Below are 13,276 nucleotides of genomic sequence, written 5' to 3'. Positions count from 1 at the left end.
GATGGGAAACCCAAACCCGCGAATGTATACTGTGTTGTTTTACGGAAAGCGACCCTGTTTCTTATGGAGAATTTTGCTTTTTCCGTGACAAGCCGCGGATTTCCCGCATTATCTCGCCCCGTGGGCGGCCAAGCGCGGGTGCAAGGCCGCCGCTCACCCCTCACCGTTTTCCCGCCCTTATGAAGAAGCGAAACATCAGCGTGCCTTCGAAAGCCTATATCGCCCTCATCATCGCCACGCTCTGCTGGGGCGGCAACACCGTTGCCGGCAAGCTCGCCGTCGGCCACATCAGCCCCATGGCCTTCACCTTCCTGCGCTGGGTCTTCGCCGTCGCCATCATATTTGCCATTTCAGTGCCGCAGTTGATCAAGGACTGGCCGGTGGTGAAAAAACGCCTGCCCTATTTTTTCGTGCTCGGCAGCGTCGGTTACACGGCCTTCAACGTATTTCTCTACACGGCCCTGCAGCACACCTCGGCCATCAATGCCGCCGTCATACAGGCCGGCATTCCCATGGTCATTTTTGTTCTGAACTTCATCCTGTTCCGTACCCGGGTGCTGTTCGGCCAGATCGCCGGTTTCTGCCTGACCATTGCAGGCGTGGCGCTGCTCGCCTCGCATGGCGATCCGGTCTCGCTGCTGCAACTGGAAATGAATGTCGGCGACGCCGTCATGCTGCTCGCCGTGCTGGTTTATGCCATCTACACGGTGATCCTGCGCTGGAAACCCACGGTCGACTGGCGGACACTCATGGCCATCCCCGCCTTTTTCGCACTGCTTACGTCTGTACCGCTGGTCTTCTGGGAAATGTCGCGCGACAGCGTCGTCTGGCCGGATCAGAAGGGCTGGGTGCTGGTGGTCTATGCCGCCATTTTTGCGTCGCTCATCGCACAGATCCTTTACATCAAGGGCGTGGAACAGATCGGCGCCAATCGCGCCGGCCTGTTCATCAATCTGGTGCCGGTTTCCGGCACGTTGCTGTCGGTCGTCGTGCTCAGTGAGACCCTGCACACCTACCAGATCGCAGCGCTCATCATGGCGCTGGCCGGCATTGCCGTGGCGGAACGAAAAAAATCGCCGGCTTCCTGAACCCACAGGGTCAGAAAACCGGCGCAGTCTGGCAGGCATGAAAGGATGGGTTTAAAGCGCGGTTTCGCGCTCGACCGGAGAAAGGGCGGCATTGCCAAGGACGATATCGCCCTTATCGGTGGTGACGATGAGCACTTTTTCGAGCGATCCGTCATTGTTCAGCGAAAAGGCAAGGCGCAACGCACTGGAAGACCAGCCAGCGCCGGCAAGGGCGGCGCGCTTGATCGCGGCGCAGTCACCGCAATCTCCAAGGTTTGCAGAAGGCGTTGCCGGAAGATCGGTCGCGAGACCGGAAAAATAATCGTCGAGCGCGCCCATGGTGGTGTTCACATCGCGGTTGACGCGCAACAGTTCCTCACGGCGCTCGGCCGTCAGCGGCGCCGCGATGGTCGAAACGCATTGACCGGCGGAAAGGACGCAGCCATCGAAACCATCAGGTGCGGAAACACCAATCTGCGTAACGGCGGACTTCTCGACGGCGGCAAAACCGCGGGCAAAACCGGCAGCGCCAGCCGCGTCGGCATGGTTGGACATGGAAGCAACGGCAATTCCGCAGATGGCGGCAGCAATAATCTTCTTCAGCATTTTCATACCCCGTTTTGCGATCCGCCGGCTTGTGCCGGTCTCGATTTAGTGGTGGAGCGTCTCTTCCAAGGGACGTTCTCCGTCTGTGATCCCACAATGGCACAACACTGTTTTCAGCCGCTTTAAGCCGATTGCTACAATTTTACCGGTTTTCATTTTTGTACAGCGGGCGCGATTTATGAACATGCGCCGGTATCGTCGCCGCGGATTCCGCGGCAACGTCGGGAAGAGAAAAAAAGGGGCCGCATCGCTGCGGGGTATCAAAGGGTGGTAGAGGGTTTTGCAAACGATGCAGCCCCTGCTTCAAACACATGGCCCGCCCGCCAAACCGGTTCCTGTTTGGAGGATGGGCATATGCCGGCCGCCTTGACCGTGACATCGGGAAACTCCCCGGTTTAGGCCGCCTGCCCCGCCCATCCTGCGCCGCGCGCACGCCTGATGACCGGTATGGGCAAAGTATAGTCTGGCTGGCAGCACCGGGGACGCGCGGGGATGACGCATTCTGAAAAAAGGCGCCGGGAGGCGGTTTCGCCCCATCCCGGCCACAGGAATTTTCAGCGGGTTAACGCCCGCCCGATCGGCGGCATTTGAATTAACCTTGTCTTAAAACCCGACGTTAATGGTTAGCAATTTAAGAATAACGGAACGAAAGGGTTCCGTTATGCGTGGCGTATTTGCCGTTGTTTTCCTGATGCTCGTTCTCGCCGGCTGCGCCACCGCACCGTCGCAGGTGACCAATGCCTGTGCGATTTTCGAGCAGCGCAACGGCATCTTCAACAATTGGCGGCGCGATGCGAAAGCGGCAGAACGAGAGTTCGGCGTGCCCGTGCCTGTCATGATGGCGACGATCTATACCGAATCCGCCTTCCGCCCTTATGCGCGGCCTCCGCGCACCAAGCTGCTGGGCTTCATTCCCTGGAAACGGCAATCGACGGCCTATGGCTACGCCCAGGCACTCGACGGCACATGGAGTGTTTACCAGCGAGAAACCGGCCGCTGGTCGGCAAGCCGCACCGATTTCACCGATGCCATCCACTTCGTCGGCTGGTATCACGCCAAGAGCCGCCGCGAAAACGGCATTGCACTGAACGATCCCTATAACCTCTACCTTGCCTATTATTCCGGCCATGCCGGGTATGCAAAGGGCAGCTGGCGCAACAATTCAGCCGTCCAGAAGGCTGCCCGCCGCTCCGCCAACATGGCGTTGCGTTACGAGGCGCAGTTGCAGCAGTGCGGGTATCGTTGAGGCTGGGCGGGACGAGGCTGGTCTAGGGATTACTTGACGGAGCAGTAAATCCCTCCTCCGTCATCCTCGGGCTTGACCCGAGGATGACCTTGAGTTTGGGCGAATGCACATCATCCGCGCCCCGTCACCCCGGACTAGATCCAGGGTCCAGTGCGATCAAGTCCTTGATCGCGAAAGACTCTTTTCACGGCACAGACGCGCCGTGGCTGGATGCCGGGTCAAGCCCGGCATGACGGAAGACAGCATCACTCCCCGTAAACCGAGAGAAATTCCCGCACGGCATCAATCTCGCTGGAGCGAATTTCATGCCCGCCCGGATGCCATACCGTCTCCACGGCTCCACCCTGCGCCTGAAGGTTCTGTTCCAGCGCCTTGGTCAGCGGCACCGGGCAGATCGGATCGCGCTCACCCGCCGTGATCAACACCCGGCGCGTGGCTTTGGCAGGGGAAATCTTCGGCTCGAACGGGATGAGCGGATGCATCAGCACTGCGGCATCGAAAAGCCCGGGCTGTTCGATCAGCACATTGGCGAGAATATTTGCGCCATTGGAAAAGCCGAGACCGATGACCGGACCGGCCTGATATTGCTCCCGGTTGGCCTTGACGAAATCCGCAAGCTTCCCGGTGGCCCGAGCAAGATCGGCCATGTCGTACACGCCCTCGCCGGTGCGGCGGAAAAACCGCGCCGCGCCGTGTTCGGAGACATCACCGACAGGCGAGAGGATGGTTGCCTGCGGCAGGAGACGCGAGCCGAAATCGAAGAACTGGTTTTCATCACCGCCAGTGCCGTGCAGCAGGACGAAAAGCGGTGCACCGACAGCACCGGCGCGGGACTTGTGGAAATAGCTGTCCTTGGTCATCGAAAAATCCTTTCTGGAAGGAGAGGTTCAGTGGCATCCACGCGGCTTTTTCAGCCGAACGGAGCATTCCCATGTGGAGCAAGTGCCGCTTGCTTCTTCTCCCCGAGGGGAGAAGTCCGCGGCAGCGGGATGAGGGGGCGAGGGTGCGGTCTATCGCTGGCGTTGCCCCCTCATCCGTCCCTTCGGGCCACCTTCTCCCCGCCGGGGAGAAGAAAGACGCGGCAACATCCTGCCAAAAGCCATCGCGCGATTACGCGACCTTCTCATCCCCCAGCGGCTCCAGATGCTCTTCCAGCACGGAGCGCAGATGCGCATGCTGGGTCGGCAGCTTCAGCGCCTCGCCGAGATGGGCGGTGTCCTCGTCGCGGTCGAAACCCGGCTCGTTGGTGGCAACTTCAAACAGCACGCCGCCCGGCGTGCGGAAATAGATCGCCCAGAAATAATCGCGGTCGATGACGGGTGTCACCTGATAACCGGTGTCCATCAGCGCCTTGCGCACCTCCAGCTGCTTTTCGCGGTTTTCGACCGCAAAGGCGATGTGGTGCACGGAGCCAGCACCCAGCCGCGCGCCTGATATATTCGGCATGGTTTCGATGTCGATGACATCGGCACCGTTGCCGCCGGGCATACCAAGGCGCAGCACGCCGTCCTGACGGTCGACCTCCTGATAACCCATGAATTTCAAAAGCTCGGCCGTCGCACCTTCATCGCGAAGTCGCAGCGACGCACCCTGAAAACCATGGATCGCCTGATCCTGACCGACGCCATTACCGATCCACTGCGCACGGTTGTCATCCCTGACCTCGACCAGCGCAAAACCGTCACCATCGGGGCCTGCGAAATGCAGGCGCTTGTTTCCAAAGGCTTCGTCGGCCTTCAGGCCATCCACGCCGGCCTTCGAAAGACGCTCCTTCCAGTAGCCGAGCGACCCGTCCGGTACGGAAAACAGCGTCGTGCCCACTTCGCCGGTGCCGGGACGGCCGCGGGCGATATGTGGAAACGGGAAATAGGTCATGACGGAGCCGGGCGTGCCGACTTCATCGCCATAATAGAGATGATAGACATCAGGCGCGTCGAAATTGACCGTCTTCTTTACCCGGCGCAGGCCGAGCGTATCGGTGAAAAAACTGTTGTTCTGGCGCGCGCTCGCCGCCATGGATGTGACGTGGTGCAGGCCCTTGATCTGGTTGAGCATGATAAACCCCTTCTTGCCTGGCGGGCCGCATGGTTGGGCCCGTCCTCTTCATGGCGTAAAGATGGGGTAACAGTGCTCTCGGGCATAGAGTGGACAACGGGAACGGATTGTTCCCGAATGGTGAACGATAAAACCGACTGTTCAACGACCGATGACCCAGTCAATGATCGTCGGCGACACCCAGGCTCCAGTAACCGACCGCGCGCAGAGCAGCTTTCGGCACGGAAATCTCGTCGGTAAGGAAGGATTTTGCCGCCCTCGCCTCGGATTTTTCGCAGGCGACAAAGACATGCAATCCTTCATGGTCCCCGCTCCAGGCATGGTCGCGCAGCGCTTTTTCAATAAGGCCGGCGGTGCCGGCGGCCTTGCCGCGACGATAGAGCCATGTCCACTCGACATTTGCCGCGCAAACGATTTCCTGCCGCTCGGCTTCGTCATCGATCTCGGCATAGACGCTGAGCTTCTTCCCGGCCGGCATTTCGGCCGCCATGCGCAGCATCACCGGCAGCGCCGTCTCATCGCCGGCAAAGACATAACGTTCGGCCTCCGGGCAGACACCGCTCGGGCCGATGATGCCGAGAACATCGCCGGGCTTGGCCGTTGCGCCGAATGTCGCGCCCGGCATGTGGTCACCCTCATGCATGACGAAGTCGATATGGACTTCACCGCGCGCGATATCGCCGGAACGGATGGTGTAGACGCGGCGCGTGAGAAGATCCTCGCCCGAGGGCCAGACGATGGCCCCGGTGGGCGCAAGATAAGGCCAGACCGGCGCTCGGGCCTGATCCGGGACCAGAAGCAGCCGCACATGCATGCCGCCCGTCATCAGCCTTTCAATGCCGCTTTCGACGGAAACCACCAGCCGGCGCATATGCGGCGTCAGATTATAGGCGCGGGCAATCTTGCCGACGAAAAGATTGGGCAGTTCGCGCTGCTGCGCGCCATGGCCGCTCCAGCGGAAATCCAGCCCCGTCTCCCCGGAAAACTCGACAATATGCTCGGCCACCATGGCCTTGACCGACATCAATATATGTTCGGAAATGCAGCTGACGCTTGCGGCGAAACGACCGCCTTCTGCGCTGAAGCGGCCATGGCCGTATTCGGTCTTGAACCGAACCGTCGCGCCTTCGCGCTCCATCTCCATATGCTCGGAAAAATGATCCTCGAAAGCATCGACGATCGACAGCGGATCGGGCAGCGAGACGGAGGTTTCGGCAGACAGGAGAGACACGGGCATAATCCTTCACTTCATAGTCTAGTATTCTTTAGACCGGAGGCTGCCGCGCGTAAAGACATTTTGGTTTTGAATCCCGTCATGCCGGACATGATCCGGCATCCAGCCAGCCCAAGTCTTTGGGCTGAAAGGACTCTTCTCGCCGCGCAGACGCGCGTCGGCTGGATTCCGGCTCACGGCCGGAATGACGGAAGTATATGCAGGGAGGGCTTACACCGTTTCCGGCAATTGCCAGTCGATCGGGTCGCGGCCATGGGAGATGAGAAAGGCATTCGCCTTGGAAAAATGGCCATTACCGAAAAAGCCGTTATGGGCGGAAAGCGGTGACGGGTGCGGCGAGCGCAACACTAGATGTTTGCGCTGGTTCACAAAGGCCGCCTTCTTCTGGGCATAGGAACCCCAGAGCAGGAAGACGACATGGTCGCACTCGTCGTTGACGGCGCGGATGACGGCGTCGGTGAATTTTTCCCAGCCCTGCCCCTGATGCGAGGCGGCGCGGGCCTCTTCCACCGTCAGCACGCTGTTGAGCAGTAGCACGCCCTGTTTCGCCCAGCTTTCCAGAAAACCGTGGCCGACCGGGCGAATGCCGAGATCGGCCTGCAATTCCTTGTAGATATTGACGAGCGAGGGCGGGATGCGCACGCCGGGCTGCACGGAAAAGCACAGTCCATGCGCCTGGCCGGCGCCGTGATAGGGGTCCTGCCCCAATATGACGACCTTCACCTCATCGAGCGGTGTCAGATCGAGAGCGCGGAAATAGTCCGCGCCCTTCGGGAAGATACGCTTGCCGGCTGTCTTTTCGGCAAGCAGGAACTCTTTCAGCTTTTGCATGTAGGGGCTGGCGAATTCTGCGGAAAGCACGCGCTTCCAGCTGTCTTCGAGTTTAACGCCTGCCTCTGCCATGCCTGCCTCCATCAGAGCTTATTTGAACCGGTTGCCGCGCTGCAGCACTTCGATCTTGTAACCATCGGGATCGCAAATGAAAAAATATTTTGCGAAAGGCTGGCCCTTGTAATCGGCCGCGATGATCTTGCCGGGGGAAAGCCCGATCTCGTTGAAGCGCTGATGCTCGGCGTCAACATCGGCAACGCTGACGGCGAGATGGCCATAACCGTCGCCCAGCGCATAGGGCACTTCGCGGCCACGGTTGACGGTCAGCTCCAGCTCGAAATCGCCCTCGGCATTGCTGAGATAGATCAGCGTGAAATTCTCGAACTCGGCGCGTTCCGCCACTTCAAGCCCGAAAGCCTGTTTGTAAAATTCCACCGAACGCTTTTCGTCCAGCACCCGGACCATCGAGTGGATCAGCTTGGCCATGGTGTTTTCCTTCTTCTTCCTGTTGACGGCCCGGTTATGCTCCGGGCATCGCGGCCAAGGGGATAAAGACAGTGTGCGGCGCTTTCAACCCTAAAGGCACGACACAGGGCCGGGGAGAACGCAGATCACGGCAAATGTGATGGCAAAAGCTGCCGGTTTCCGGTGCGGTGGAGCCTGCGGCAACGGGACCCATCCTTTTCGGCCCGCCGCTCTATCCTGAGTGGTAAAGTCATGATACCGGCTAGGCATGCGCCTTTTATACCTCTGTCTTGGCTGGCTTATGGTCGCGACCGGCATTGTCGGCGCGTTTCTTCCCGTTTTGCCCACCACGCCTTTTCTGCTTCTGGCGCTCTGGTGTTTTTCCCGCTCCTCGCCAAAACTCGAGGCGTGGCTTCTCGCCCATCCCAGATACGGCCCTTCCCTGCGGCGATGGCGCGAACGCGGCGCAATAGCCCGCAAAGCCAAGATCGCGGCGCTTTCGGCCATGTCCGTCAGCTACGCCGCTTTCTGGTTCCTGAGCGAGCCGCCGCCGTTGCGCGCAGCCGTCGTCGCCGCCGTCATGCTGGGCTCCGCGCTCTTCATCGCCACCCGCCCGGAAAATTGAGGCGGAGGACAGCCCCTATCGGTGGCGAGACTGCGGAAGTACGTAGGGAATATGCCGCGACGGCAGCCGGCCGACGACACCACCAATGCCATAGACCCTTGCAATGGTCTCATCGCTGATTGTTTCTAGCGATGGACCGCTGGCCGTCACCCGGCCGCCATGCATGACGATAAGTTGATCGGCAAATTCCGCCGCCAGATTGAGATCGTGCAGGATGGCGAGAACCAGCCCGCCGCCGCTTGCAAAATCCCGCGCCGTTTCCAGCACGGCGATCTGGTGGCCGATATCGAGACTTGCGGTGGGCTCGTCGAGGAAGAGAGCCCTTGCCTCGCCATTTTCAACCGGGTTCGGCACCTGCGCCAGCGCCCGCGCAAACTGCACCCGCTGCTGCTCGCCGCCTGAGAGCATATTGTAGGACCGCTGTTCGAAACCGCACAGCCCGGCCTTGGCAAGAGCCCGGCGGGCCTGCTCTTCCGGCGCACGCGACCCCTGCGCGACCGCCCCCATGCGGACGATTTCGAGCGCAGTGAAAGGGAAGGCGAGCTGGGTGCTCTGGGGCAGCACGGCGCGGAGCCGCGCAAGCTGGACCGCCGTGAACACCGGCAGGTCGACATCATTATAGGTCACCAAACCGGCCTCAGCGCGCATCTCGCCCGAGAGAACCTTCATCAGCGTGGATTTGCCGGCACCGTTGGGACCGATGATGACATTGACCTTGCCGGGTTTCAGATCGACGCTGACTTCATCAAGCAGCCGACGGCCGGAGCGGATGAGGGTAAGGTTTTCGGCCCGGATCATGACATGTTCCGCATGGAAAAACCGCCGCGTCCCAGCAGCAGGAACAGAAAGACCGGCGCACCGATGAGCGCCGTGACGACGCCGATCGGCAGTTCCGCCGGTGCGGCCACCGTGCGGGCGAAACTGTCGGCCAGCAGCAAAAGCGCCGCCCCGCCAAGGGCGGAGGCCGGCAGCAGGAAACGATGCGACGGGCCGATGGCGAGGCGAAGCAGATGCGGCACGACGATACCGACAAAGCCGATGGAACCCGCCGCCGCCACGCTCGCCCCGCAGGCGGCGGCAACGGCCAGAATGACGACCCGTTTCAGCCGCTGCACCGGTATCCCCATATGGAAGGCGGCCGCATCCCCGAGGATGAGCGCATCCAGCCCGCGCGCGACGAAGGGAATGATGGCGAGAACGACGATGATGAAAGGCAGGGTGGCCAGTACCTTGGCGGGCGTTGCCCCGCCGAGAGAACCGAGCGACCAGAAGGTGATGTCGCGCAGCGCCCGGTCATCGGCGACGAATATCATCAACCCGGTCATCGCACCGCTGATGGCCGCCACCGCAATGCCGGCCAGAATGAGTGTGGTGGTTGAGGTCGCGCCGTCCTTCGTGGCGATCAGATAGAGCACCCAGGTGTTCAGGAGCCCGCCGAAGAAGGCCATGATCGGCAGGAAGTGAGGGCCGAAAAAAAGCGCGACCGTGGCAAGCGCGCCTTCCCCGAGCGAAATGGCGGCAACAGCAAAGAGCGCAGCGCCCGAGGTGACGCCGACAATACCGGGATCGGCCAATGGATTGCGGAACAGGCCCTGCATCATCGCCCCTGAAACAGCGAGTCCCGCGCCGATCAACATGCCGAGCGCCGTGCGCGGCAGGCGCACCGCCTCGAGAATGATCCTGTCGCGCGCATCGAGCTGATCCGCGCCGCCGGTGAGATAGGCAAGGAGTTCGGAGATGCCGACGCCGGTGGGTCCGCTGATCAGCGATACGCCACAGGCAAACAGCAGGATGCCGACGAGCACGACAAGGGCAACAACGCCCTGACGGGATCTGTCGCCCGCAACGCTGCCCTCGGTCGAACTCAAGACGGCTAGGCTCACGGCTTCACCACATCAGGATAGAGCTTGTTTGCCAGCTCCCGGCCTGCAGCGGGCGTACGGGGGCCGAAACCGATAAGATAAAGCCCATCCATGCTGATGAGCGCCTTGCTGGCGGCGGCGGGTGTAGACTGGAACGCGGGAAGCGCGAAAGTCTCATCCGCCTTGGCGGCGTGGTCGCCGCGCGCCATTGTGAGTACCACGTCGGGCGCCGCGGCAATGACCGCCTCGTCCGTCAGCGGTTTGTAACCGGTAATGTCCTCCGCCGCGTTGATACCCCCAGCCATTTCGATGATCGCCGCCGCCTCTGTATCCTTGCCCGCCGCCATGACGCGGCCACCGGCAGTGGAAAGCACGAACAGAACGCGTTTCCGGCCCTGTTCCGGCACGGCGGAGACGTCCTTGGTGAGCGCATCAAGCCCCGCCCTGGTCTCGGCAGCCAGCGCCTTCGCCTTGTCCGAGAGCCCCACGGCCGCACCGACATCCTCGATCTTTTTAGGGATTGCATCGCCGCTCGGCGGCGTATCGACGGTGACGAAAGGCACCGCGCTGGCTTTCAGGATGGCGATGACGTCCGCAGGGCCTGAGCCGTCTTCGGAGAGAATGAGATCGGGTTTCTGCGACAGGATACCTTCTGAAGACAGTGCCCGCATATAACCGACGTCAGGCTTTGCAAGCGCATCGGCCGGATAGCTGCTGGTGCTGTCGCGCGCCACGATACGGTCTCCTGCACCCAGCGCATAAAGGATTTCCGTAACCGTACCGCCCAGGGCAACGATGCGTTTAGCCTCCGGATTACCCTTGTCCGAAGCCATGGCGGCCGGCGCGGCAAAGGCAATTGCGGCGGGCACGAGGGCGGCGAAAACAAAGGAACGAAGACGGGAATTCAACATGGCGTTATCCTGAAAAACGACCCGGCGCAGGTTCACCCGCGCCACTAATCTTGAGTTATTTACACATGTTTATACGCCGCGCAATCGATAAGTGGAGTATTTTTGTTCGCTTTGGCGTGAACCCCTTCCCAACCCCGTCCGCGGACGATATCCTGACTGAAACAGGAAACTTAAAGGGAGACTTTCATGTTTATCGCAATGAACCGCTTTCGCGTCTTGCCGGGTTACGAAGACACGTTCGAATCCATCTGGCGCGAGCGCAAATCGCATCTGAGCGAATTGCCGGGCTATATCGAATTTCACATGCTGAAGGGCCCGAAGGCGGACGATCACACGCTTTATGCTTCGCACACCGTCTGGGCCACCAAGGACGATTTCCTTGCCTGGACGAAATCCGAACAGTTCCGCGCCGCCCATGCCAAGGCCGGCGAAAACCGCGGCAAGGTGGAATATCTCTCCGGTCCGCATTTCGAAGGTTTCGACGTCATCATCCACGAAGACAAGAATGGCGAGCGCCGTTCGATTGCTGCCTGAGGCTAACCGATGAGCATTGCAGTCCAAAAGACGGACGACGACAGGCGGGCACGCGCCGCCGCCGCGCTCGCTGAAAAACCTGATGGCATCGTGGAGGCCATCGCCTCCAAGGCCGAGGTGACGCCGGCCGAGATTTTGGCGGTCCTGCCGGAAGGTGCGGCCGTTTCCGCTGCCGCCGACCGCTTCGATGCGATCTGGAACGAGATGCGCAGTTGGGGTGAAATCCTGATGATCGTGCAGACAGGCGATATCGTGCTGGAAGTGCCGGGCCATCTGCCTGAAGGCACGGAGAGTCACGGCTGGTTCAACATCCACGGCGACAGTCCCATCGGCGGTCACATCAAGAAGGACAATTGCGCCGGCATCACCTTCGTCGACCGCGGCTTTCACGGACGCCGCTCCTGTTCCGTCTGGTTCATGAATGCCGCCGGCGGCGCCATGTTCAAGGTGTTCGTCCGCCGCGACGAGAACAAGGAGTTGCTGGCCGAACAACTGGCGAAGTTCGAAGCGCTGCGGAACGGTTTCCGCGGCTGAGAGCTGAGCGGAGGCCGCCGGCAAGGAGTTGCTCCCTTGGACGATGCGGCCTCCCACCACCCTCATTCCTGTGCTCGTCACAGGAATCCAACCAGCCCAGGTCCTTCGGCTGAAAAGAATCTTCCCGCCACGCAGACGTGTGTCGACTGGTGTCCTGTGACAAGCACAGGAATGAGGGCGGAGGGGATGCAAATGGCATAGATCCTCCCGTCGGTCCCTTGCCATCCACACCAAATGTCCACCTGACCGGATTTGAAAATCCGGTTCATCGCACGTTCAGTGCCGTTTTTTATCATCCGGTTCAATTCCACCGGAACCAGCACGGAGCAAGCACCATGACCGACCACCAGCCCCTTCTTTCGCGCCGCAGTTTCGCCGGTCTTCTCGCGCTTGCCCCGCTCTTTGCGGCAGGCGGCGCGGCGGCGGCACCGGCGAGCCTGCGCGGCAGCGTCTCCTATCGCGAACGCATCGCCCTGCCGCCGGGCGCAACCGTTACCGTGCGCCTGATCGATGTGTCGCTGGCGGACGCGCCGTCACAGACGATTGCCGAAACCACCATTCGCCCGCGCGGCCAGGTGCCGGTGCCCTTCGTGCTGCGTTATGACGACCGCGACATCCGTGGCCGCCGCTCCTATGCGCTGAGCGCCGAAATCCGCGACCGCGACCGGCTGCTCTTTACCACCACCCGGCGCTATTCCGTCCTGACCGGTGGCCGCGACGATACCGATCTCGTGCTGGAGCGCGTCGGCGCCGGCCCGGGCCGCCCGGAGCCGGAAGCCGGTATCGATGGGAGCTGGCTGGTGCAGGAAATCCGCGGCGAGAGGGTTCGCGGCCGCCGGCAGGCGACGCTGGAAATCTCCCGCGAAGGCCGCGTTTCCGGAAATGCCGGCTGTAACGGCATTGGCGGTGAAGTGAAGATCAACCGTAACCGTGTCGATTTCGGCCGGATGATTTCCACCCAGATGGCCTGCGCGCCAGACATCATGCGCCAGGAGCGGCAGTTCATCGAAGCGCTGGAAGGCGCCCGCTCCTTCAGGCTGGAGCCGCGCCGCGGCGCGCTGGAACTGCTCGACGGCCGCGGCCGCACGGCAATGCGCCTGCGCCGCGCCTGAGATTGGCGACCGCCCCGGCAAAACACCCCGCGTCGCCGTGCTGGCCATGGAACATTCCATGTCGCTTCCGGCACGGCGCGCTTCCCTTTCCCGCCCTATGACTTTGACTGCGTTCGTCTTGACGCTTTGCTCCACCGCGGAGCTGCGCTATGGAACGCGCCGAACTGCGTCGGCTGATACCGGCGCGACGTCTC

At 61.4% G+C, this 13,276-nt stretch carries 15 protein-coding genes; 6 read left to right on the top strand and 9 right to left on the bottom strand.

Going from position 1 to position 13,276, the window contains the following annotated elements:
* The first annotated feature begins 200 nt into the window (after nt 1-200).
* Nucleotides 201-1,088, top strand: coding sequence for a DMT family transporter (locus BLU28_RS18995; protein WP_175477711.1), 888 nt, complete (start codon nt 201-203; stop codon nt 1,086-1,088).
* A gap of 51 nt (nt 1,089-1,139) precedes the next feature.
* Here BLU28_RS18995 and BLU28_RS18990 read toward each other — a convergent pair whose 3' ends face one another.
* Nucleotides 1,140-1,673: a transglutaminase-like cysteine peptidase gene (locus BLU28_RS18990; RefSeq protein WP_034498831.1), complete on the bottom strand. Its 534-nt coding sequence runs from the start codon at nt 1,671-1,673 to the stop codon at nt 1,140-1,142.
* A 661-nt stretch (nt 1,674-2,334) separates the two neighbouring features.
* Here BLU28_RS18990 and BLU28_RS18980 point away from each other — a divergent pair.
* A complete protein-coding gene (locus BLU28_RS18980) occupies nt 2,335-2,919 on the top strand; it encodes a transglycosylase SLT domain-containing protein (RefSeq protein WP_004443407.1) in 585 nt (194 codons plus the stop codon).
* A gap of 245 nt (nt 2,920-3,164) precedes the next feature.
* On the opposite strand, the gene BLU28_RS18975 is transcribed toward BLU28_RS18980, so the two are convergent.
* The 5 genes from BLU28_RS18975 to BLU28_RS18955 form a co-directional block, all read right to left on the bottom strand.
* Nucleotides 3,165-3,779: an alpha/beta hydrolase gene (locus BLU28_RS18975; RefSeq protein WP_035211712.1), complete on the bottom strand. Its 615-nt coding sequence runs from the start codon at nt 3,777-3,779 to the stop codon at nt 3,165-3,167.
* A gap of 250 nt (nt 3,780-4,029) precedes the next feature.
* Nucleotides 4,030-4,974 (bottom strand): VOC family protein, encoded by a 945-nt coding sequence (locus BLU28_RS18970; RefSeq protein ID WP_060942414.1) that lies wholly within the window; start codon nt 4,972-4,974, stop codon nt 4,030-4,032.
* A gap of 160 nt (nt 4,975-5,134) precedes the next feature.
* On the bottom strand, nt 5,135-6,211 hold the full coding sequence (locus BLU28_RS18965; RefSeq protein WP_035211714.1) for a DUF2218 domain-containing protein: 1,077 nt from the start codon (nt 6,209-6,211) through the stop codon (nt 5,135-5,137).
* A 207-nt stretch (nt 6,212-6,418) separates the two neighbouring features.
* On the bottom strand, nt 6,419-7,111 hold the full coding sequence (gene ung, locus BLU28_RS18960; protein ID WP_035211722.1) for a uracil-DNA glycosylase: 693 nt from the start codon (nt 7,109-7,111) through the stop codon (nt 6,419-6,421).
* 18 nt (nt 7,112-7,129) lie between these two features.
* Entirely contained in the window at nt 7,130-7,525 is a 396-nt protein-coding gene (locus BLU28_RS18955) for a VOC family protein (protein ID WP_077987257.1), read from the bottom strand.
* A gap of 247 nt (nt 7,526-7,772) precedes the next feature.
* On the opposite strand from BLU28_RS18955, the gene BLU28_RS18950 reads away from it, so the two are divergent.
* The gene (locus BLU28_RS18950) at nt 7,773-8,129 is read left to right on the top strand and encodes a YbaN family protein (RefSeq protein WP_004443420.1); all 357 of its coding nucleotides are present in this window, start codon (nt 7,773-7,775) and stop codon (nt 8,127-8,129) included.
* A gap of 15 nt (nt 8,130-8,144) precedes the next feature.
* Here the strand turns inward: BLU28_RS18950 and BLU28_RS18945 are convergent, their stop codons facing one another.
* Genes BLU28_RS18945 through BLU28_RS18935 form a run of 3 tightly spaced genes read right to left on the bottom strand, consistent with a single transcriptional unit; the run spans nt 8,145 to nt 10,902 of the window.
* The gene (locus BLU28_RS18945) at nt 8,145-8,927 is read right to left on the bottom strand and encodes a heme ABC transporter ATP-binding protein (RefSeq protein ID WP_077987256.1); all 783 of its coding nucleotides are present in this window, start codon (nt 8,925-8,927) and stop codon (nt 8,145-8,147) included.
* Nucleotides 8,924-10,012, bottom strand: coding sequence for a FecCD family ABC transporter permease (locus BLU28_RS18940; RefSeq protein ID WP_022556828.1), 1,089 nt, complete (start codon nt 10,010-10,012; stop codon nt 8,924-8,926). The genes BLU28_RS18945 and BLU28_RS18940 overlap by 4 nt, the downstream gene beginning before the upstream one ends.
* Entirely contained in the window at nt 10,009-10,902 is an 894-nt protein-coding gene (locus BLU28_RS18935) for a heme/hemin ABC transporter substrate-binding protein (RefSeq protein ID WP_004443429.1), read from the bottom strand. The genes BLU28_RS18940 and BLU28_RS18935 overlap by 4 nt, the downstream gene beginning before the upstream one ends.
* A 186-nt stretch (nt 10,903-11,088) precedes the next feature.
* On the opposite strand from BLU28_RS18935, the gene BLU28_RS18930 reads away from it, so the two are divergent.
* The 3 genes from BLU28_RS18930 to BLU28_RS18915 all read left to right on the top strand — a co-directional run bounded on the left by BLU28_RS18930 (nt 11,089) and on the right by BLU28_RS18915 (nt 13,082).
* Nucleotides 11,089-11,436, top strand: coding sequence for a heme-degrading protein HmuQ (locus BLU28_RS18930; RefSeq protein ID WP_077987255.1), 348 nt, complete (start codon nt 11,089-11,091; stop codon nt 11,434-11,436).
* Between the two features lie 9 nt (nt 11,437-11,445).
* Nucleotides 11,446-11,970, top strand: a complete 525-nt coding sequence (hutX, locus tag BLU28_RS18925; protein ID WP_077987254.1) for a heme utilization cystosolic carrier protein HutX — start codon at nt 11,446-11,448, stop codon at nt 11,968-11,970.
* A gap of 335 nt (nt 11,971-12,305) precedes the next feature.
* Nucleotides 12,306-13,082: a YbaY family lipoprotein gene (locus BLU28_RS18915; protein WP_077987252.1), complete on the top strand. Its 777-nt coding sequence runs from the start codon at nt 12,306-12,308 to the stop codon at nt 13,080-13,082.
* Nucleotides 13,083-13,276: the final 194 nt, after the last annotated feature.

Source organism: Agrobacterium pusense, assembly GCF_900102105.1.
GTDB lineage: Bacteria > Pseudomonadota > Alphaproteobacteria > Rhizobiales > Rhizobiaceae > Agrobacterium > Agrobacterium pusense.
Note: the sequence above shows the minus strand (reverse complement) of the source record. Positions and strands in the feature narration are given on the sequence as shown.

Excerpts from the sequence above, each read along its gene's own strand:
- BLU28_RS18970 (WP_060942414.1), bottom strand. The coding sequence starts at position 4,974 with ATGCTCAACCAGATCAAGGGCCTGCACCACGTCACATCCATGGCGGCG.
- BLU28_RS18915 (WP_077987252.1), top strand. The coding sequence starts at position 12,306 with ATGACCGACCACCAGCCCCTTCTTTCGCGCCGCAGTTTCGCCGGTCTT.
- BLU28_RS18980 (WP_004443407.1), top strand. The coding sequence starts at position 2,335 with ATGCGTGGCGTATTTGCCGTTGTTTTCCTGATGCTCGTTCTCGCCGGC.
- BLU28_RS18930 (WP_077987255.1), top strand. The coding sequence starts at position 11,089 with ATGTTTATCGCAATGAACCGCTTTCGCGTCTTGCCGGGTTACGAAGAC.
- BLU28_RS18975 (WP_035211712.1), bottom strand. The coding sequence starts at position 3,779 with ATGACCAAGGACAGCTATTTCCACAAGTCCCGCGCCGGTGCTGTCGGT.
- hutX (WP_077987254.1), top strand. The coding sequence starts at position 11,446 with ATGAGCATTGCAGTCCAAAAGACGGACGACGACAGGCGGGCACGCGCC.
- BLU28_RS18935 (WP_004443429.1), bottom strand. The coding sequence starts at position 10,902 with ATGTTGAATTCCCGTCTTCGTTCCTTTGTTTTCGCCGCCCTCGTGCCC.
- BLU28_RS18950 (WP_004443420.1), top strand. The coding sequence starts at position 7,773 with ATGCGCCTTTTATACCTCTGTCTTGGCTGGCTTATGGTCGCGACCGGC.
- BLU28_RS18965 (WP_035211714.1), bottom strand. The coding sequence starts at position 6,211 with ATGCCCGTGTCTCTCCTGTCTGCCGAAACCTCCGTCTCGCTGCCCGAT.
- BLU28_RS18955 (WP_077987257.1), bottom strand. The coding sequence starts at position 7,525 with ATGGCCAAGCTGATCCACTCGATGGTCCGGGTGCTGGACGAAAAGCGT.
- BLU28_RS18945 (WP_077987256.1), bottom strand. The coding sequence starts at position 8,927 with ATGATCCGGGCCGAAAACCTTACCCTCATCCGCTCCGGCCGTCGGCTG.
- BLU28_RS18990 (WP_034498831.1), bottom strand. The coding sequence starts at position 1,673 with ATGCTGAAGAAGATTATTGCTGCCGCCATCTGCGGAATTGCCGTTGCT.
- ung (WP_035211722.1), bottom strand. The coding sequence starts at position 7,111 with ATGGCAGAGGCAGGCGTTAAACTCGAAGACAGCTGGAAGCGCGTGCTT.